General features: G+C 62.2%; 17 protein-coding genes. 12 read left to right on the forward strand and 5 right to left on the reverse strand.

All coding sequences use genetic code 11. The annotated features are described in order from the left end of the window. The first annotated feature begins 27 nt into the window (after positions 1-27). Positions 28-378, forward strand: coding sequence for an Rv2175c family DNA-binding protein (locus BANT918_RS00250; protein ID WP_101618446.1), 351 nt, complete (start codon positions 28-30; stop codon positions 376-378). Positions 379-395: 17 nt separating this feature from the next. On the opposite strand, the gene BANT918_RS00255 is transcribed toward BANT918_RS00250, so the two are convergent. Then, positions 396-1,601, reverse strand: coding sequence for a polyprenyl synthetase family protein (locus tag BANT918_RS00255; protein ID WP_101618447.1), 1,206 nt, complete (start codon positions 1,599-1,601; stop codon positions 396-398). Continuing rightward, positions 1,598-2,140, reverse strand: a complete 543-nt coding sequence (locus tag BANT918_RS00260; protein WP_233429189.1) for a hypothetical protein — start codon at positions 2,138-2,140, stop codon at positions 1,598-1,600. The genes BANT918_RS00255 and BANT918_RS00260 overlap by 4 nt, the downstream gene beginning before the upstream one ends. 66 nt (positions 2,141-2,206) lie before the next feature. Between BANT918_RS00260 and dinB the strand changes: the two genes are divergently transcribed. Together dinB and BANT918_RS00270 are read left to right on the forward strand one after the other, a co-directional pair. Continuing rightward, positions 2,207-3,466, forward strand: a complete 1,260-nt coding sequence (dinB, locus tag BANT918_RS00265; protein ID WP_101618449.1) for a DNA polymerase IV — start codon at positions 2,207-2,209, stop codon at positions 3,464-3,466. Between the two features lie 129 nt (positions 3,467-3,595). Further along, on the forward strand, positions 3,596-4,006 hold the full coding sequence (locus BANT918_RS00270) for a DUF3040 domain-containing protein (protein ID WP_101618450.1): 411 nt from the start codon (positions 3,596-3,598) through the stop codon (positions 4,004-4,006). A 485-nt stretch (positions 4,007-4,491) separates the two neighbouring features. On the opposite strand, the gene BANT918_RS00275 is transcribed toward BANT918_RS00270, so the two are convergent. The 3 genes from BANT918_RS00275 to BANT918_RS00285 are packed head-to-tail and all read right to left on the reverse strand — an operon-like array spanning position 4,492 to position 8,970. After that, a complete protein-coding gene (locus BANT918_RS00275; RefSeq protein WP_101618451.1) occupies positions 4,492-6,864 on the reverse strand; it encodes a transglutaminaseTgpA domain-containing protein in 2,373 nt (790 codons plus the stop codon). Next, entirely contained in the window at positions 6,828-7,976 is a 1,149-nt protein-coding gene (locus tag BANT918_RS00280) for a DUF58 domain-containing protein (protein ID WP_101618452.1), read from the reverse strand. The genes BANT918_RS00275 and BANT918_RS00280 overlap by 37 nt, the downstream gene beginning before the upstream one ends. Positions 7,977-7,980: 4 nt before the next feature. Then, on the reverse strand, positions 7,981-8,970 hold the full coding sequence (locus tag BANT918_RS00285) for an AAA family ATPase (protein WP_101618453.1): 990 nt from the start codon (positions 8,968-8,970) through the stop codon (positions 7,981-7,983). 553 nt (positions 8,971-9,523) lie between these two features. Between BANT918_RS00285 and mraZ the strand changes: the two genes are divergently transcribed. The 9 genes from mraZ (at position 9,524) to ftsW (ending at position 20,715) form a co-directional block, all read left to right on the forward strand. Further along, positions 9,524-9,955, forward strand: coding sequence for a division/cell wall cluster transcriptional repressor MraZ (gene mraZ / locus BANT918_RS00290; RefSeq protein ID WP_101618454.1), 432 nt, complete (start codon positions 9,524-9,526; stop codon positions 9,953-9,955). A gap of 166 nt (positions 9,956-10,121) precedes the next feature. Beyond that, the gene (gene rsmH / locus BANT918_RS00295) at positions 10,122-11,084 is read left to right on the forward strand and encodes a 16S rRNA (cytosine(1402)-N(4))-methyltransferase RsmH (protein ID WP_101618455.1); all 963 of its coding nucleotides are present in this window, start codon (positions 10,122-10,124) and stop codon (positions 11,082-11,084) included. A gap of 92 nt (positions 11,085-11,176) precedes the next feature. Further along, positions 11,177-11,647, forward strand: a complete 471-nt coding sequence (locus tag BANT918_RS00300; RefSeq protein ID WP_233429190.1) for a hypothetical protein — start codon at positions 11,177-11,179, stop codon at positions 11,645-11,647. A gap of 49 nt (positions 11,648-11,696) precedes the next feature. Then, a complete protein-coding gene (locus tag BANT918_RS00305; RefSeq protein WP_101618457.1) occupies positions 11,697-13,478 on the forward strand; it encodes a peptidoglycan D,D-transpeptidase FtsI family protein in 1,782 nt (593 codons plus the stop codon). Then, entirely contained in the window at positions 13,478-15,040 is a 1,563-nt protein-coding gene (locus tag BANT918_RS00310) for a UDP-N-acetylmuramoyl-L-alanyl-D-glutamate--2,6-diaminopimelate ligase (protein WP_101618458.1), read from the forward strand. Before BANT918_RS00305 ends, BANT918_RS00310 begins: the two co-directional genes overlap by 1 nt. Before the next feature lies 1 nt (position 15,041). Then, positions 15,042-16,508, forward strand: coding sequence for a UDP-N-acetylmuramoyl-tripeptide--D-alanyl-D-alanine ligase (locus BANT918_RS00315; protein WP_101618459.1), 1,467 nt, complete (start codon positions 15,042-15,044; stop codon positions 16,506-16,508). Continuing rightward, complete coding sequence (mraY, locus tag BANT918_RS00320) at positions 16,505-17,593, forward strand: phospho-N-acetylmuramoyl-pentapeptide-transferase (protein ID WP_101618460.1); 1,089 nt, start codon at positions 16,505-16,507, stop codon at positions 17,591-17,593. Before BANT918_RS00315 ends, mraY begins: the two co-directional genes overlap by 4 nt. Next, positions 17,586-19,121, forward strand: coding sequence for a UDP-N-acetylmuramoyl-L-alanine--D-glutamate ligase (murD, locus tag BANT918_RS00325; RefSeq protein WP_101618461.1), 1,536 nt, complete (start codon positions 17,586-17,588; stop codon positions 19,119-19,121). Before mraY ends, murD begins: the two co-directional genes overlap by 8 nt. Position 19,122: 1 nt before the next feature. Beyond that, on the forward strand, positions 19,123-20,715 hold the full coding sequence (gene ftsW / locus BANT918_RS00330) for a putative lipid II flippase FtsW (protein WP_101618462.1): 1,593 nt from the start codon (positions 19,123-19,125) through the stop codon (positions 20,713-20,715).

Raw genomic sequence — 20,715 nt, forward strand, 5'->3', positions numbered from 1 at the left:
CTCTCAAATATTGCTAGGCTTGAGGATGTGAATACGGAAGAACTCGTCCAGGATTGGGCCACATTGCCAGATATCGCCGAGTCGACAGGCCTTGACATCATGCAGGTGCGCAGGCTCATGGAGGACGGTGCTATCTGCGGCTACAAGCACGGGAAGCCCAAAGTGATGAGGGTGCCGACAGCATTCTTCATCGACGGCTCGGTGCTCACCCCTCTGAAAGGCACCCTGAGCACTTTGCGGGATGCGGGCTTCGATGATCAAGAGGCCATCGACTGGCTCTTCACCCCGGATGACTCCCTGCCCGGTCGTCCCATCGATCTGCTGCGGGCCGGTAACCGCAAAGAGGTCAGGCGACGGGCACAGGCCCTGGCCTTCTAGCTCTTCAGCGGGGGCACTCAGCTCCTTCGATAGCTGAGAGCCTCTGCGAACCTCTCGAGCTGATCGAGAGCCGTGGGGCCGATCTTCGTCCGGGCGGTGTCAGAGTGGGGGCCTGCAGTCGCCCATTGTCGGACCACAGACAGAGCTTCGTCATATTTGGTCCGGATGAAGGACTCGACTGCATCGAGTCCCCCTGACTCAGTGAGCATCGCCACGCATTCTCCCACCTCGGCATCAGAGAGATTCGGGTCTCCGAGACGCTCGGCCATGAACTGAACCTGCTTCGGGCTGAGGTTCTTCATGCTCTCCGCAATGAGAACTGTGCGCTTGCCCTCACGGATGTCATCGCCTGCAGGTTTACCTGTGGCGGCAGGGTCGCCGAAGACGCCGAGCACATCGTCGCGGAGTTGGAATGCCTGGCCCAGCGGGAGCCCGAATCTGGAGATTTCCGCAAGCTGATCCTCGTCGGCACCTCCCAGTGCCGCGCCGAGCAGGAGGGGCTGTTCAACCGAATACTTCGCGGACTTGTAGCTGAGAACTTCCCACGCCCGTTCGCCGATGCGTTCGTCCTCAAGTGGGACCACCTCGGCGAGGACATCCAGGTACTGCCCGACCATCACATCGCGTCGGAGCGTGGCCCGCAGACTTCGCGCTGAGGACGTGATGCCCAGGACTGTCTGGGACTTCTCGAAGAGCTCTTCGCTGAGTGCGAGGCAGATGTCTCCGATGACGATGGCGGCCGCGACACCGAAGGGTTCGGCTCCGCCTTGGTAGCGGCGTTCACAGTGGCGGGCCTCGAATCGGCGATGCAGCGACGGCTTGCCGCGACGTGTATCGGAATGATCGATGACGTCGTCATGGATGAGGGCGGCCGCGTGGAGAAGCTCGAGCGATCCCGCGGCTTCGGCGACACCGCCAGCCAGACGATCCCGGGACTGATCATCGCCGACTGCCAGCTGGAAACCCCACCACAGCAGGACCGGACGAATCATCTTCCCGCCCCGAGTGAAGTCGAGGAGAGCTTGCCCTATGTCGTGGGCATCCGGTGAGATCGCGAGGAACTCGGCTGCCTTCGATTCGAGGAAAACTTCGATCCTCGTCGATACCTCGGCCGCAATGGACTCCGGCGAATCAAGAGCGTCGATGGTGCTGTTCTGGTGAGAACTCTCTGCTGTCTCCGCAGCTCCCGCGCCAACCGTGGACGGAGCATCGGCACCCATCATGGCACGATGTTCCCGCCGACCGTCACGATCGAATTCGCCTTCTCCGACGGGTCCTGGGCGATCGTGACGACGAGCAGACCGTCATTGTCCTTGTGTCGGAAGTTCACGACTTGAGCACTCTTCGTCTTGATCTCTTCGCCGTACGATTCGAAACCGGCCTTCGTCAGTGCCTTGGAGTAGAACGTGAAGATGTCCTTCGGCTTGGCCTTGGCGCTCATGACCAGACTGACCTGTTCGAGCTTCCCCGAATCGGCTCCGGTTTCGGCTTTCGCTCGAGCGCTCGACAACACGGTCGAGTCCGGGTAGGGCTTGAGATAGCCCGGAAGGTCTTCGACGTTAGTGGAAGCAGACTCCGAATCCTTGCTCGGCTGTTCGCTGCTCGCGGCCTCCGAACCCTCAGGCGGTGAGGCGGCGGCCGAAGACTGGGTCTCTTCTGCAGTGGGCGTTCCTTCTGCCGCCTCGTTGGCCGGTCCCGAACATCCGGCGAGGACGAGAGCGGCGGCGAGGGGCAATGTCATGACAGTGGCGCGCGATACCATGTCTACAGACTACCCGGACTGAGGGACGGGAGCCGAAAGGAGCCAACGCAGACACATGGGTGCGCGATGAGCCGTAAGCAGCTGGCACGGTCCGGTGGCGATCTCAGCCGTCTCGGGACGGATGACACCGGTGCCACGATGCTCCACCTCGACATGGATTCCTTCTTCGTGTCGGTGGAGCTTCTGAGCCGTCCGGAGCTTCTTGGTCGTCCCGTCATCGTCGGTGGTCGCAGCGGGCGGGGTGTCGTGGTGTCGGCCAGCTATGAGGCTCGTGAGTTCGGAGTCCATGCGGCCATGCCCATGGGTCGGGCGATGAGTCTCTGCCCCTTCGCCGAGGTGATCCCTCCTTCTCACGGTCTGTACTCCTCGTATTCCCAAAAGGTCTTCGACCTGGTGGGCGAGGTGACTCCTGATTTTCAACAGGTCAGTGTCGACGAAGCCTATATCGACGTGTCCGCGGCGGTGCGCAGATTGGGACCTCCGGTACTGATCACGTCTGAGCTGCGAACCGAGATCGAAGCACAGACAGGACTGAGTGCATCAGTGGGGATCGCCGGCAGCCGTGTCGTGGCGAAACTCGCGTCCACCCGTGCCAAGCCACACGGACAGCTGCTCGTCCCGCTGCCGGCTACTCAGGAATTCCTCGATCCGATGCCGATTGAAGCGCTTCCGGGAGTGGGGGAGAAGACGAAGGAAGGGTTCTTCAGGTACGGAATACGCCTGATCGGGGATTTGGCGGCAGTCGACGAAGCCTGGGCGGGTCGGGTCTTCGGTGCCCATGGCCAGCATCTGTGGCGCAGTGCCCACGGACTGGACTCACATGGGATGGACAGGCAGGTCAAAGACCGGTCGATCAGTGCTGAGCACACCTTCAATGACGACGTCTGGGATCTGAGCCAGCTGGAGCACGAGCTGCTGCGCTTGTCTGACAAAGTTGCGCACAGGGTTCGAGCCGATGGCAAGGTCGCCACTACTTTGGGACTGAAATATCGTCTTGCGGATTTCACGACATTGTCGCGATCGATCACTCTCGATGCTCCGACCGACCTCGCCCGCGAGATCTATGAGGCCCTGCGACCGGCAATGAGGAACCTGCGGGAGCAGAAATCCAAGGGGGTGCGTCTGCTGGGTATCCGCGCAGCCGGTCTGATGGATTTCGCGGTCAGCGGCAGGCAGGCGCGATTGGACGAGGCAGAGCACTCGGGCAGAGAGGCAGAAGTTGCCCTCGACGATGTGCGGAAGAAATTTGGGACCGCCTCGATCTCCCAGGCGTCTCTGCTCAGAAGGCGTCATGACCACGAAAATACGGGTCCAGACCACGTTTAGGCGGTGAGGCGCACCATAGTCTGAGGACGCAGTGGGAATCCGGGCATGCAACGGTCCCCAAGGTGTTTTTTCGGTGTTCAGAGACTATGATTGTGTCATCAGGCCAGAGTAAGGAAACGGGGGTTCGAGATGCCACTCTCCGATCACGAACAGCAGCTGCTCGATCAGTTGGAGAAGCAGTTGCGCAGTGAAGACCCACGGTTCGCACGCAATATTTCAGAAACCCAGGCCGCAGCCAACGGGCCGGGGTTCTCCGCAAAGCGGTTCGTACTGGGTATTCTGCTCACCCTGGTAGGGCTCGCTGCAACGATTTTCGCCATTTCCATGGTGACGAACAGCGCCTGGTGGATCATCCTCGGCGTTGTCGGATTCGGTCTTATGGTTGCCGGCATGTACTGGGCTTTCAGCCGCCCACGTCAGATCGGCGACAAGACGAAGCGAGCTCAGCCTTCGAATGGTCCACAGTCTGAGGCGAAGGGATCGACCGGTTTCATGAACCGGATCGAAGACCGGTGGGAGAAGCGCCAGCGCGGTGAGTGACTCTCGCGGTGCTCAGATGTGCCGGTGAGAGTGATTCACAGCCGGATGATCTGAAACCCGATCGTCATTGCGTGCGGATTGCCTCCGACGAACCCTCGGCGCACAACTACGCACCAGCGAAGCGTCCTCTCCGCAGGGGCGCTTTTTCGTGCTCGCTATCGGGCATACGTAGGCATCGGCGCTTGCAGGTGTCGGCACGCACGAGCGCCGGCTTGTGTGGGCGCTGTTGCTCGCAGTAGATCGTCCGTGGTCATGGTCATACCGGTGCAGAGCAGCGACGGCGAGGGAACTCCGCGGTGAGGGCTCACGCCTGCCGATACCGTTCACGCCTGCCGATACCGCACACGCACTGGCCAGGCCCACTCCCGTTGAGAAGGCCCACGCCCGTTGAGGAAGTCTATTCCCACTGAGGCTGCAGCGGTGGCGCTTGAATGGGCGCTGCCCCGGACACGAAGGGCATCGGGAGCAGCGACAGGCAATCGCAATCAGCGCGGTGGATTGAAGATGCTGGCCGGCCAGATTCTGGCGGTGATCCTGTTTCCGGGAGACGCGTTGTCCGCGAGGTCTGTCCGGACTTCATCGATGAGGGCACTGACCTCAGGTGACGAGATGCTCTTCTCACTCGCACCGTATCGTTGGGCCTCAAGAGCGTCTACGAAGGCCGACAAGGCACTGTCATCGACGGCGCGGTGTGCCCCCGAAGGCGGGGCCGGGCTGCGCAACGCGGTGAATCCATCACCGGAATCGCCTCGTGACTCAGATGACGAAGAACCAGGTTCCGCAGTGGAGTCGCCAGATTCATCAGTCCCGCCGCTGTTCCTGCCGGCCAGTACGAGTTCGTTGAATCGCAGTGTTCGGCTGGGGTCGAGGCTCTGACCATAGTCGGTCGACAGTGCCCTGACCTCCGTCCAGACCTTTTCGAGCTGTCCGGGGTCCCGTGTGCGTCGATGGCGCAGGATGAGTCTCCACAGAGCGGGTATCGCTGCGAGCAGCAGGAGCACAAGCACGATGAGGCTCGCCCACAGGTACGTACCGAGATTCGCACCAGCTGGTTCTCCAGCCGCTGCCGTCTCAGTACTGGGGCTCTCGGACTCCGCTGCTTCGGACTCCTTGGAGCCGTCTGTGGGCTCCTCTGACGGAGACGAGGTCTCTGTGGAATCCTCCTCGGAGTTCTCTGTGGTGCTGCCGCTGGCCACCGTCCATTTGGGCGGGTCGCCGGCGGGACCGCCTGGAGTGGGCTCGAAGCGGACCCATCCGGCTCCCTCGAAGTACAATTCCGGCCACGCATGCGAATCCTGCATGCTGACCTCGAAGCCCCCGCCGGCCTCGGTGCCTTCGCCGAAGCCGACACCGATGCGTGCCGGAATTCCCATCGTTCGGGCCATGATGGTCATCGCCGATGAGAACTGAACGCAGTATCCCTTCTTGTCGACGAGGAAGTCGGAGATCGCATCTCCGCTGGCTCTTTCGGGAGCATCCAGCGAATATTCGAAGTCGCCTCCGCGGAAATAGGCCTGGAGCAGGACGGCGGCTTCCCATTGGTTGTCTGCGTCCGCTGTGATCTTCTCAGCGGTCTCCTTGACGCTGCCCGGCAGGCTGTCCGGGACTTCGAGTTCCGTCTCGAAATCGCTGGAGTTCACGGGTGTTGCGTTCTGCAGATCGTTGACGTCAGGGTTGATGGAGAGATAATCCATCGAGTAGTCCTGCCCACCGGACTTCTCACCATTGCCGACGACTGTCAGCGATTTCTCGTCATAGATCCAGCGCCGGTTTAAACCGGTCGGCTGCTGTGGGGCGTACGGGGTGGGAAGATACTGCTGATCGAATTCGTCAGTGATTGTGACGTCGATGCGCTCTTCACTGTAGTTCTTCTCCCGTGGGAGTCCCTCTGGCCAGGGCAAGCCCTCGTTTGCGATGGCGAAGGGATCGAGGGGGAAAGGGGTCGGTGCCCAGGACTGGCCGTCAAAGGAGCTGATTGAGGTCAGCCTGATCGGCTGTCCTTTGGACTCTGTCGTGGTGTAGTCGAAGATGGTCGAATCGTCACGGTCACCGAGATCGGCACGTAGGTCGAGGAACGGGTTCGTCACGGTGAGGTCGCCCTTGTCGCTCGACGCCCGATCAGGCAGGGTCGGAACCTCCGGCAGCAGCACGGGAACTCCGATGCCGATTGCGACAGCCACAGCTCCGGCCACGGTTGCGGTCAGGCCGCCGCGCCACTTCGCTGCGGGTAAGTATGGGCTGAGCATGAGTAGGAGGAAGGCCGCCAAGATGGCGACGACGTGCCACCACTGGACTTGGGTGGGGGCGAAGAAGACCGGGATCATCCACAGCACCAGGAGCAGAACACCACTGACTTTGGGGGCTCTGAGGTCGGAGACGAGTCCGTCGATGAGGATGGTGATCAGGGTGAACGCGATCGTCAGCATCGTGGTGAAGCCAGGAGTGCTGGCTGCTGGGGGAGTGGTGGCGTACAGATCGCTGACTCCCGAGGACAGCAGATCGATCACGGTGGTGAATGAACTGCCGGTGGGCACGACACCGAGAACAAGCGTGCTCGGTGCACACAGTACGAGGACTGTGATCAGGCCCACGATGCATTGTGCGATGACAGCAGCTCCGGTGGCTCGAAGGACCGGGACGCTGCGGAAGATTGCGCCGACGACGACGATCAGGAGGATCGAGATGAGGACAGAGGGAAGCCATGCGAAGTCGGAGAACACGGCGGAGAGCCCGATTGCGGCCAAAATCATGGCCACGAACACGGCACAGGCCTCGAGCCAAGCCGAGGGATGCCTGTCGGGGCTCTCAGTTGTGTCGGGGCTCATCGCTTCACCCGCTTCGAATCGAATGCGGTCCATGATTCGGGCAGATCCTCGCTCAGTCCCACCATCGTCAGATCATTGATGTCGTCGAGGCTGCGCACGGTGACCGGAACGCGCCGGGAGAATTGTGCTGCCAGCTCTTGTCCTCGACCGTCATCAACGGCGCAGATAACTATGTGGTTGGGGTTGTCATGGGAAGGCAGTTGCACTTTGCCGGCCTCGACGAGGGCGGTGAGCAATCGCAGTCTGTCGATATCGCGCTGTCCTTTGAACCTGATCTGATGGCCGGGGGCGACGACGAAGACCTCATAGTCAGCACGCAGAAAAGCCGTCCCGGCGGCAGCCGCTGCGGCCAGGAGGAATTCGATTTCGAGGGAATCCGGGTGGCCGTCCTCTCCCTTGAGATCGACGACGATGAGTGCGTAGCGCGTCTCCTCGTCAGCTTCGTGACGGACCATGAGCTCACCAGACTTCGCGGTGCTCGGCCAGTGGACGTGTCTGAGATCGTCTCCGGGCACGTACTCGCGCGTGTGGAAGTCCCGAGCAGTGTGGCCGGCGCGCACCTTGCCGTCATCCAGACGGGCCGGTCTGATCGCCGAGTCGGAGGGAATCCGTGCGGGAAGGATCGGCACTGAGACAGCCACAGGATATCCGGCGACGACCTTTTTCTTCCTCGTCACCAGGCCGAAGGGACCCGAAACAGTGATCAGCACGGTTTCAACTCCGCTGAGACCACGACGATTGGGTGTAAAGGATGTCAAGACGGTCTGAGAGGCACCGTGAGTCAGGGGAGGAACTTGCCCGACCGTGGAATCGCCGAAGCCCTCAGCTGCCACGAAGCTGATGGTCGAGGACGGGAGGGCCAGACGCCCGGTGTTAGTCACCAGGGCCTCGACCTGGACCTCTTTTCCCTCGTGCGCCAGCGGGTAGCGGTCTCTGGACTGAGGCAGTGCCACCGTGGGCAGTCCCGTCCGCAGCGTGATCGAAACACGGCGGGTGCCCCAGGTGATCAGCAGCGCCGAGAGGAGGACCAGCGCCAGAAGCAGAATCCCAGCAGGCAGCAGCCCGGGGAGCGCGAACCGATACGCGGTGATGATCAGTGCGACTCCGGCGAGGATGAAGATGATTCCCGAGGTGCTCAGACGCATGTGGTCACTGAACCGTCGAGATGGGCACTCGGGCCAGGAGCCGGCCGATCAGCTCGGCTGCCAGCTCGGAATCGTCGCCATCGCGCGGGATGATCCGGTGAGCCAGGATGTAGGGGGCCAGCGCCTGAATGTCGTCCGGTGTCACAAAGGTCCGGCCCGAGAGAGCGGCGCGAGCCTTGGCCGCTCGGAGAAGGTGAACACCACCTCTGGGCGAGCATCCGAGAAGGATGGCCTCGTCATTGCGGCTGGCGTGGAGGATGGAGACGATGTATTCGCGCAGCTGCCTGGTTGCGCTGACATGTCGGATGATTCCCCGGGCCTGGTTGATCTGCTCGAGGCTGGTCACCGGAGTCGCGCTGGAGAGCGGATCGTGCTCGATCTGGTTGTCGAGGAGGTCGATCTCGTCAGCAGTGTTGGGGTAGCCCAGGGAGATGCGAGTCATGAAGCGGTCCCGCTGCGCTTCGGGAAGTGCGTAAGTACCTTCCATGTCGATCGGGTTCTGAGTGGCGACGACGATGAAAGGCGAGGGCATCTGGTAGGTCTCGCCGTCAATGGTGGCCTGCCCTTCGGCCATGCACTCAAGCATTGCGGACTGAGTTTTGGGGGAGGCGCGGTTGATCTCGTCGGCGATGACGATATTGGCGAATACCGGGCCTTGCCGGAACTCGAAGTGTCGGGTCTCCTGATTGAACAGGTTCACACCGACAACGTCGGTCGGCAGCAGGTCGGGAGTGAACTGGATGCGCCTGACCGAACCATCGACGACCTTCCCCATGGCTCGTGCCAACAGAGTCTTCCCGACTCCGGGCACGTCCTCGAGGAGGACATGGCCTCCGCCCAGGAGTGCTACCAAGGACAGTCCGACAGCTTCGTCCTTGCCTTCGAGGACGGCGTTCATCGCCGTGCGTGCCCGTGAGGTCAGTTGCTGCACCCATTCGATGTGCTCGGCACCGATCACGGAATTGGTCTGAGTACCTTCTTGGCTGATCGACATGATCCCATTGTCCCCTATCCCGTGTCCTGCATCCACATGGACGCCGCTCGGCCTTTCGAACAGTCACCGTCCGATCTCTCTGGTGATGCTTTAGCCGGCGACTGAGCCTGGTGTTTCTGCCACGGTGCCGGTGGCTGCGGGGCTGCGCAGCTGTCTCCCTGCCCGGCTGAATTGGGCGCCTCCACATCGTTCCCCACTTTCCTCCCCACATCGCCCCCCCCCACTTTCCTCCCCACTTTCCTCCACCGGAGGCCCCCACTTTCCTCCCCGAGTGGTCGCAAGCATCGGTCTGCCCCGGAAATTCAGGGATCTGGGCCCCCGCCTGGCTCCGCGTCGAGACTGCAGCGACGGTCGGGAAGCGCTTGAAAAGGGCCTCAGCGCACCACTTGCGACTCGCCGATCACAAATTTTCCCCACTTTCCTCCACCTGTCTGACCTGGGGTTTTATGGGTCGAATAGGTCTTTGGGTAGTGGGCCACTAGATTGGGTGGAGGGAAGTGGAGTACTGTGGTTGCTATCGGAGCCAATTGGGTTTCGAAAGGGGTGAGACGACATGTTCTTGGGCACTCATTTGCAGAAGCTCGACGACAAAGGTCGGCTCATCCTGCCCGCAAAGTTCCGGGAGGAGCTTTCGCCCGGTCTCGTATTGACCCGTGGACAGGAGAACTGCCTCACCCTGTTCCCCACCACGGAATTCGAAGCCGAGCACGAGCGAATCCAGAACGCGCCGAAGACGAATAAGGAAGCTCGCGATTACCAGCGTGTGTTCCTGTCGGCGGCCTTTGCAGATCAGCCGGACAAACAGGGACGCATCACGGTCCCGAACATATTGCGGCAGTACGCATCACTGACACGGGAAGTTGCAGTGATCGGCATGGGCAACCGTGTCGAGATCTGGGATTCACCGACATGGGATAACTACCTGGTCGGCGCTCAGCAGACATTCGCTGAACGTGAGAACGAGGTGATCCCTGGAGTGATCTGATTCTGCTCGGGTTTGATCCTTGCCCGCCGTGTTCGAGTTTCGGGGAACTTCCCCGTTTCCGAAGCTCGGCAGTCCTGACACACTTCCCCGGTGCCAGGGCGGCGGCGGACAAGGTTCTGGCTCCAGCAGTTCACCCCCACGACCACCATCCACGAAGGACTCACCTATGAACGATCAGCATGTACCGGTGCTCCTGGAGCGCGTGGTCGAGCTCATCGGGGTCGGGGTCCAAGCTGCCAGAGACAATGGTCACTCACCGATCGTCGTGGACGGAACCCTGGGGATGGGCGGGCACTCGGAAGCCATCCTCACAGCCTTCCCTGATGTCCACCTCATCGGAGTCGATCGCGATACCCAGGCCATCGACATCGCTGCGAAGCGACTCGCGCCCTTCTCTGACCGCATCGACATCGTCCATGCCGTCGACGACGAGATCCCAGAGATCCTTGATGACCTCGGCGTCGATCACATCAGTGCCGTTCTCCTCGACCTCGGGGTATCGTCCCTGCAGCTCGACGAGGACGAACGAGGATTCTCCTACTCCCGTGAGGCGCCCCTGGACATGAGAATGGACCGAACCCAGCCCCTGACCGCCGCCGAGGTGTTGGCCACCTACCCCGAAGCTGAACTTCGCCGCATCCTCCGTGAGTACGGCGAAGAGAAGATGGCGGGTCGGATCGCAAAGATCATCGTCACCGACCGTGAGACTGCCCCCTGGGAGACTTCCCAGCAGCTCGCAGCGATGCTGGGACGGGTTCTCCCTCAGACGAAGAAGAAGTCTCATCCCGCGAAGCGAACGTTCCAAGCCCTGCGCATCGAAGTCAACGACGAACTCGGTGTGCTGCGGACTGCTCTCCCTGAGGCATTGAAGGCACTGCACATCGGGGGAGTTGCGGTCATCGAGTCGTACCAGTCCCTCGAGGACACGATCGTGAAGAAGATCTTCCGCTCCGCGACCACCACCTCGGCGCCGCCAGACATGCCGGTCGTTCCCGAAGAGCTCCAACCATGGTTGTCCGAAATCATTCGGGGTGCCGAACTGGCCGACAGCGACGAAGCAGACAGGAACCCTCGCGCCAAGAGCGTGCGATTGCGTGCAGTACAGAAGATCAGGGAGAAACAATCGTGAGGAACGCGCAAGCGGCCGTCCGCCAATCCCGTGTCACTGAACGGACGCGGCGTCTCGAAGAGCACGTCAGTCAGCCAACACCGCCGCGGCTCATGCTCCTCAAATTCGAGCTGCCGAAAGCCAGGGTCCCGTTCTCAATGCTGTGCGTGGCGATCCTCGTCGCCACTTTGGTCGCAGTGCTGCTGCTCAACATCTTCATCTCCCACACCTCGTATCAGATCGACCAGCTGAATTCTGAGAAGGAACAGCTGGCCGAGCAGAAGGATCGACTGGTCGAAGACAATTCGTACCGCGAATCTCCGCAGAACATCTCGATCGCGGCCGAAGAGCTCGGACTGGTCCGCGACTCCTCGCCCGAATTCCTCGATGCGAAGACCGGGAAGATCATCGATGCGCCGCCGATCGACGTCAGCGGAGAAAAGAAGCCGACAGTTGTCCCCGGCCCGCGTGCCAATACCCGCGAAGACCTCCGTCCCAATCTACGATCGGATGAGAAGCTGCCTGTAGTCGGTGGCAGTCCCAGCAAGGACATCGCGTCACCGGCTCAGGACGCTCCGAAATAGGGCGAGTCCGACAGCCGTTCGCCGACAAGCAAGGACCAAGGACAGTGCAATGGGCCCACGAGCCACTCGGGTGAAGAAAAAAGGCAGACGAGGCAAACCCAACCTTCGTCTGCGGATGGGACTGATTGCGGTTCTGTCCATCCTGGTTCTTCTCGTCACCTCCGGGCGCCTGGTCTCGATCCAGGGAATGGATTCGATGAAACTGGCCGAGAAGGCACTGTCCAACCGGCTCGTCACCAAGACCCTGCCTGCCGCGCGAGGTCAGATCCTGGCCTCCGACGGCACGGTCCTCGCCGACAGCGTCTCCCGGTACCAGGTCGTCGTAGACCAGCAGAACGTGGCCCAGTACAAGATCGACGGAGAACTTGTCGGGGCCTGGGGAGCCGCAGAAGCCCTGGCCGAACCTCTCGACACCGACCCCGGACTGCTGTATCCGAAACTTGTCGGCGACAAACGCTGGAACCCCGTTGCCAAGGGGCTGACCTCCGAGACCTGGCGTGCGGTAAAGGAGCTCAACATCCTCGGCGTGTCCGCTGAGGAATATGCAGTGCGCTCCTATCCCTCAGGTGCAGTGGCCGGGAACCTGGTGGGGTTCCTCAGCTCCGACGGCCAACCTCAGGCGGGCCTGGAACTGGCCTACAACGAGCAGCTGAGTGGGCGCGATGGTCAACAGCAGTACGAACGCGGTGCTCGCGGTGAGATCATCCCGCTCGGCGACAACAACACGCGAAATGCGGTCGATGGCAAGGGGCTGCAGACAACGATCGACCCGGCACTGCAGTACTACGCCCAGCAGGCGATCGAGGAACAGCGGAAGAAGCACGAGGCTGAATCAGCCTCGATCGTCATCAAAGACATCAAGACCGGTGAGATTCTCACCGCAGCAGATGCACCCAGCGTCGATCCCAACTCACCCGGCAAAGTCGACGGACCTGACCGAGGATCGCGCATCTTCACCGACGTCTTCGAACCCGGCTCGACTGCCAAGATGGTCACGGCCGCAGCTCTGCTCGACCAGGGTCTAGTCACCCCCGAACAGGAGTTCACCGTCCCGGACAAGTGGAAGGCCCCCAACGAAGAGGAGTTCCGGGACTCGCACCCGCACCCTGATGAGAAGCTCACCTTCGCGGGAATCCTTGCCGAATCCTCGAACACCGGCACCATCCTGGCCGGAAACGCGCTCAGCGAAGCACAGCGCTACAGCTACATGAAGAAGTTCGGCTTCGGATCGACAACGGGCATCGGATTCCCTGCCGAGACCGCTGGCATCCTCCACCCATACAAGGAGTGGGACGGCCGGACCAAGTACACGGTGATGTTCGGTCAGGGAGTGGCCGCGAACGCCCTCCAGACCACCGATGTCATCGCAACCATCGCCAATGGCGGAGTGCATGTCCCCTCGACACTCATCGATGGAACCGTCTCGCCGTCGGGGAAGACGATCCCGAACCCGGCAGGCGAGACCGATCGGGTCATCAGCAAGAAGGCCGCCGACCAGACCCTGGCCATGCTCGAAGGCGTCGTCGCGGAGGGCACCGGCAAATCGGCGCAAGTCTCCGGCTACAGGGTGGCGGGAAAGACGGGAACCGCGCAGGCTCCGGCTGCAGAAGGCGGCGGCTACGACGGCTACACCGCCTCATTCGTCGGTGTCCTTCCCGCCGAGGACCCACAGATCGCGATCTCTGTGACGTTGCAGCGGCCCCGAAACGGCTATTACGGTGGAAGCGCCGCCGCCCCGGTATTCTCCGATGTCGCCGGTTTCACCATGCGCCACCTCAAGATCCCACCGTCGACCGCGGATCCCCAGCTACCTGCTCGAGAATGGAAATAATGCGTATCTCACAGCTGCTGCCGGCAGCCCCTGGAACCATTCATGGAGATCCCGACCGCGAGGTCGGGGGAGTCTCCCACGATTCGCGCACGGTATCGCCGGGTCAGCTGTATGCCGCGCTACCGGGTGCAAACGTCCATGGAGCGAAATTCGCGCCGGAACTCATCGGGCGCGGGGTCACAGCGATCCTCACCGACGCGACCGGTTGGGCCATGATCGCCGAGAGCGTCGACCCGCCGGCCCTCTCCGAGGTGACCGGGCTGATCGTGGAGCACCCGCGGTCCGTTCTGGGCTACGTCTCGGCCGCTGTGTACGGCACCTCGGGTTCTCCCCGGCTGATCGGTGTGACCGGAACCAACGGGAAGACGACCACAACCTATCTGGTGGACGGAATGCTTGAGGCCCTCGGACATCGCACCGGTGTCATCGGGACAGTGGCGACGCTCATCGCCGGTGTGGCCGAGCCGAGCGTGCGCACGACTCCAGAAGCTCCCGAGCTGCATGCCCTGTTCGCGAAGATGCGCGCCGCGGAGGTCGACACCTGCGCCATGGAAGTGTCCTCGCATGCGCTGAGTCAGCACCGTGTCGACGGCGCCCACTTCGCTGTCTCAGGTTTCACGAACCTCTCTCAGGATCATCTCGACTTCCACAACTCCATGGAAGAGTACTTCGGAGTCAAAGCCGAGCTGTTCACCCGCGCCTTCTCGGATACTGCCGTCATCGTCGTTGAGGACATGTGGGGCGAGAAGATGGTCGAGGCGGCTCAGGTGCCTGTGCGCACGCTGGGACGTGACGATCGCAGCGACTGGCAGATCGAGCACACTCCAGGAGAGTCCGACTTCATCCTCCACCTCGACGAATCCGACGGCGATGGCATCGCACTGCGATCTCCGCTGCCGGGCGATTTCAACGTCACAAACACTGCGCTGGCCGCAGCCATGCTGCTGGAAGCCGGGATCGCGGCCACCGACCTGAATGCAATCGGTCGAACCTTCACGGCCTCGGTGCCCGGGCGGATGGAGATCATCGACGTCAGCGGCCCGCGAGCCGAGGGCGAGTCGCATCCGGAACGCCTCCCTCGTGCGATCGTCGACTACTCACACACACCCGATGCGATCGAGAAGGCACTGGAGTCACTCCACGCTGACAGTGAGGAACTGGTCATCGTCTTCGGTGCCGGTGGCGACCGTGACAGGGGAAAGCGATTCGGCATGGGCCAGGCCGCCGCTCGGGGAGCAGACGTGGTCGTCCTCACCGACGACAATCCACGCACCGAGGACCCGGGGTCGATCCGGGCCGCCATCAAAGAGGGCATCGATGCTGAGGTCTCAACCGGAGGTGCACGTGTGAAGAAAGTCATTGAAGTGGCAGAACGAGGGGCCGCCATCGACGAGGCGATCGCTGCCGCCGGGGCCTTTGCAACCGTACTCATTGCTGGGAAGGGGCACGAAACCGGACAGTCCGCCGCCGGGGTGGTGACCGACTTCGACGACCGGTCGAGGACACGCTCAGCGCTGCGCACGCGACTTAGCGGCGCACAAACAGGTAAAGTTCACAGTTGATATGAAGCGACTGAGTGCAGCCGAAATAGCAACCGCCGTCTCAGGCGAGTTGTACGGCGTAGACCCCGAGACCAAATTGTCCGCTGGAGTTGTCACCGATTCGAGAGAAGTCGGCCCCGGCGATATCTACGTTGCCCGCCGAGGTGAGTCCTTTGACGGCATCGAATTCGCGGCAGCAGCCGTGGAGGCCGGTGCAGCGCTGATCATCGGTGAATCTGTTCCCACCCTCGACGATGAGACCCTGCCGACCCTCCTTGTCTCCGATGCCACTGAGGCACTGGGCCAGTTGGCCAAGTGCAACATCGAGGCACTGCGTGAGGTCGGTGAGATCACGGTCATCGCGATCACCGGCTCGGTCGGCAAAACCACCGTGAAGGATCTTGCAGCCGATCTGCTCGCCGGCGAGGCCGAGACAGTGTGGCCGCCCAACTCCTACAACAATGAGGTCGGAGTGCCGCTGACGGCTCTGCAGGCAAGGGAGACCACGCGTTTCCTGGTCCTTGAGATGGGCGCTCGTTCCATCGGCAACCTCGCCTACCTCACCAGCCTGGTCCGTCCCGACATTGCTGTCGAACTCGCTGTCGGCACTGCCCATTCAGGCGTGTTCGGTTCGATAGAGAACACCGCCCGTGCCAAGGCTGAACTCGTCGAGTCTCTCACCGCCGGGTCCGTCGCGATTCTCAACGCCGACGACCCTCGAGTGGCCGGGATGCGTGAGGTGCTCTCACCTGAGGTCGACACATTGTGGTTCTCGCAACGGGAATCGCTGCCCGAATGGGTCGCGGGCGAGGACTCCGTTGTCCGCGGCACAGGTGTCACGACTGACGCCTCCGGACACGCCGCCTTCTCACTGACCTTGCCGGGAGAAGAGCCACAGGACGTCCGTCTGGCTCTGATCGGCGAACATCACGTCGGCAACGCCTTGGCCTCCGCGGCTATCGCCCATGCCTGTGGGGTGGGAGTGAAGTCCATCGTGACCACACTCGCAACGTCCTCTGCCGCGAGTCGTTGGCGGATGGAGCTCATCGACTCCCCGTCGGGGGTGACCGTGCTCAATGACGCCTACAACGCGAACCCGGAATCAATGCGCGCCTCCCTGAAGACGCTGGCATCGATGGGCCGCGGCGACGAGGACAGCCGGCCGCGCCGGACCTTCGCTGTCCTCGGCGAAATGCTGGAACTCGGCGACGAATCGATCTCCGCCCACTCCGATATCGGCGAGCTCGTCGTAAGACTGAACATCACCCGCACCATCGTCGTCGGTGACGGAGCAAAACCTATCTTCAACGCTGCGAACCTCGAAGGTTCCTGGGGCAACGAAGCGGCGTGGGTCGCGACCGCTGCCGAAGCGAAGGACCTGTTGAGTGCGGAATTGGCTCCCGGGGATATCGTCCTGTTCAAATCCTCCAGAGACGCCGGCCTGCGCTATCTCGGAGATGAAATCGCCGGTGTATCGGGGGCCCAATGATCGCCGTACTGCTCGCCGCCTGCCTGGCACTGATCCTGGCGATGGTCGGCACACCTCTGTTCATCCGTGTCCTCGTCAAACGAAGCTACGGCCAGTTCGTCCGTGATGACGGTCCGACCTCTCACGCCACGAAGCGCGGGACTCCGACCATGGGCGGCGTCGTCATCATCGGTGCCGCCATCCTGGCCTACCTGCTCGGACACCTGTTCACAGGGTCCGTTCCCACCGCTTCAGGACTCCTCGTCCTATGGCTGGCCGCGGGACTCGGTGTGGTCGGCTTCCTCGACGACTTCATCAAGATCAAGAAGCAGCGCTCTCTTGGACTGCGACCGTTGCCCAAGCTCCTTGGTCAGGCCTTCGTCGGAATCTCGTTCGCGGTGATGGCACTCCAGTTCCCGAACTCATTCGGAGAAACCCCGGCGTCGACGAAGGTGTCGTTCATTCGCGACACCAACCTCGACCTGGCCTTCGGGTCCGCGGTGCTCGGTCTGATCCTGTTCGTCATCTGGGCCAACCTCATCGTCACCGCGGTATCCAATGCGGTGAACTTGACTGACGGCCTGGACGGATTGGCCGCGGGCGCTTCGGTGATCGTATTCGCCGCCTACGTCGTCATCGGCACATGGCAGTCGACGCAGAACTGCAACCTGATGACAGACGCCACGAGCGCCTGCTACTACATGCGCGATCCGCGCGACCTCGCAATGGTCGCGGGCGCCATGGCGGCCGCGTGTTTCGGCTTCCTGTGGTTCAACACCTCGCCCGCGAAGATCTTCATGGGCGACACGGGTTCGCTGGCCATCGGCGGCGCAATCGCCGGTCTCGCGATCATGTCGCGGACCGAGCTTCTGCTCGTCGCTCTCGGCGGACTCTTCGTCATCATCACCCTGTCCGTGATCATCCAGGTCATCTCGTTCAAGACCACCGGAAAACGCGTCTTCCGAATGGCCCCGCTCCAACATCATTTCGAACTCAAGGGCTGGGCAGAAGTCACGATCGTGGTGCGCTTCTGGATCATCGCCGCACTGTTCGTCATCGCCGGAATCTGTCTCTTCTACGCCGAATGGGTGTCTCGCATTGGCTGAGAATCCCCTGACTGACTATCCGAACGCCGAGGCGATCCCGGCCGCACTCGTGGGGCCCAGCTCGTCATTGGACGGGCTGCGGATCCTCGTCACCGGTCTCGGCGTGACTGGGTTTCCCGCAGCTGTCCACCTCGGCGAACGCGGTGCCGACGTGATCGTCGTCGACGGCGATGATCAGGCGGATGTCAGCGAGAAGGAACAGATCCTCGAGGTCTTCGACGTCGATATACGCCGCGGCGCCGATCATGTCTCGACACTGCCCGAGGAACCGCTCGATCTGGTCGTGACATCACCCGGTTGGCGTCCCGACCACCCGCTGCTCCTGGCCGCCGCCGAGGCGGGCGTTCCCGTGATCGGCGAGGTCGAGTTGGCATGGCGGATCCGTGGCACCAACGATGCCAAGTGGCTGGCCATCACCGGCACCAACGGCAAGACGACGACTACGACCATGCTCGAATCCATGCTCCTGGCCGACGGCCTGAAGGCCAAGGCCTGCGGCAACATCGGTGCACCGCTTCTGGAAGCGGTACTCGAACCCGGACTCGAGGTGCTGGCGATCGAACTCTCAAGCTTCCAGCTCCACTGGCAGTATTCGCTGAGTGCTGATGCTGCCGCTGTGCTCAACATCGCCCCCGATCATCTGGACTGGCACGGCAGCGCCGATGCCTATGAGGCTGATAAGGCCAAGATCTATCACCAGGCCAAGACCGCGTGCATCTACAACGTCGGTGACGAAGTGACCCTGCGCATGGTCGAGGACGCCGACGTCGTCGAGGGTGCCAAAGCCATCGGCTTCACCACGGGCATCCCCCGACCGGGAGAGCTGGGCGTCGTCGAGGACATGCTGGTGGATCGCGCCTTCATCCCACAGCGTTACTCTTCGGCCGCCGAGCTCGCCTCTGTGAATGATGTGGCCGCCGCGACAGGCGTTCCCGGCCGAGAGCCGGCAGACCACCAAGTCTCAAATGCTCTCGCCGCTGCCGCTCTGGCCCGCAGCATCGGAGTTCCCGGTCAGGCGATCTCCGAAGGCTTGAAGAATCATTCGCTCGGTGCCCACCGCATGGTCACTGTCGCTGAAGGCAACGGTGTCAGCTGGGTCGACGATTCGAAGGCGACGAATACCCACGCGGCCAACGCCTCGCTCAGCAGCTTCGACTCGATCGTCTGGATCGCCGGGGGACTGCCCAAGGGCGCGGATTTCACGTCACTGTTCACCGACCACGGCCATCGTCTTCGAGCACTCGTGCTCATCGGATCCGATGATGCTGCCTTCCGCGAGGCTATCGCTGCGAGCGTTCCCGACCTCGACGTGATCCGGATCGAACCTGCGCTCGGAGTGGATTCGGGAGTTCCCCGTCGCCGGGGTGAAGCCGTGGTCGCTGCCGCAGTGGAAGCTGCCGCAGGCATTGCCCACGCCGGCGATACCGTGCTGCTGGCTCCCGCGGCAGCCAGCATGGACCAGTTCCTCAACTACAACACTCGGGGTGAACTCTTCACTCAGGCTGTCCACGCTCACCTGGGGAGCTGACATGGGACGGCAGACAACTGCGAAATCTCAGTCACGCCGTCTCCGATCGACCAGGTCGGCCGAACCGGCCGTAGGCCGCGCAGGAGACACGAAGGTCGCAGCGAAGAAGGCCGCCGCGAAGCCGAGCGCGAAGTCGAGCACGAAGTCGCCGCCCACGAAAAATACTGCGGGTGCGAAGACAACCGCTGCCACGAAGCGGACCGCACCGAAGAGGACCACTGGCACGAAGAAGACCGCCGCGAAGAAGACCGCGGCGAAGAAGACCAGCGGCACGGGCTCGGCTCGCAACGGAAAACAGTCAACGAGCGTCCACACCCCCCACACGACCCACGCTGAGAATCAGCCTCGGACAGGAGCTGCGCGGGCAATGCTGGCCTCGGTGCGCCGTGAATTCGCCAAAGTCTCTGCCTACCCGCTGACGACCTACTACCTGATTCTGGTTTCGGTCCTCGCTCTGACGTCACTCGGACTCGTCATGGTCCTCTCAGCGTCCTCGATCACCTCCTATGACGGAGGAGCGGGGTCATCCTTCGCCTACTTCAACAAGCAGGCAGGCTTCGTCGCGATGGGCATCGTCCTCATGGTCGCGGCCACGTTCGTCCCGCTGAACTGGTGGTTCAAGCTGGCCTGGCCCGCGCTGTTACTTGGCGTTGCCATGCAGGCGGCTGTCTTCTTCCCGGGCGTCGGCAAGGCAACGAAGGGCAACGCGAACTGGATCCAGTTCGGAGGGTTTCAACTCCAGCCCTCAGAGTTCCTCAAGGTTGCTCTGGCTGTGTGGTTGGGCGCCGTCCTGGCCCGCAAATACGGAAAGATGACAACCTTCAGCCACGCCATGATCCCCGTTGTCCCGGGCATCATCCTCGCTGTCGGTCTCGTCGTCGGCGGCAATGACCTCGGCACGGGGCTGGTGCTCATGGCCATGGCCCTCGTCTGTCTGTTCATCGGCTTCTTCCCGTGGAAGTACTTCCTGCTGCTCTTCGGCTCCTTGGGAGCCGTCGCCGCATTCTTCGTCTTCAGCTCGCAGAACCGGCTCCAACGCATCACCGCCGCACTCACCGGCCACGCAGACCAGACAGCGTCCGACGTCACCGGCCAGGCTTGGCAGTCCAACCACGGTCTGTTCTCCTTGGCCTCCGGAGGCTGGTTGGGTGTGGGCCTCGGCGCCAGTCGCGAGAAATGGTCCTGGCTGCCCGAAGCCCACAACGACTTCATCTTCGCCATCATCGGTGAGGAGCTCGGCCTGCTCGGGTCGCTGGCCGTGATACTGATGTTCGTGGCACTGGCCTGCGGCATGGTCCGGGTGATTCTGCGTTCGAAATCCAGGTTCGTCCAGGTCGCTACGGCCGGCCTCTTCGCCTGGCTGATCGGCCAGGCCGCAATCAACATCTGTGTTGTGACCGGACTTCTGCCGGTCATCGGGCTGCCCCTGCCCTTCGTGTCCTACGGCGGATCCTCCATCGTCGCGTCTCTGCTGGCGGTCGGGGTGATTCTGTCCTTTGCCAGAACCGAGGACGGAGCTTCCGCCGCGATCAAGGTGCACAAAGACCGCGTGAGATCGTCGTTCGCAGTATTGGCCAGAAAGAGAAAGAAGTGA

Source organism: Brevibacterium antiquum CNRZ 918, from assembly GCF_900169145.1.
Classification (GTDB): domain Bacteria; phylum Actinomycetota; class Actinomycetes; order Actinomycetales; family Brevibacteriaceae; genus Brevibacterium; species Brevibacterium koreense.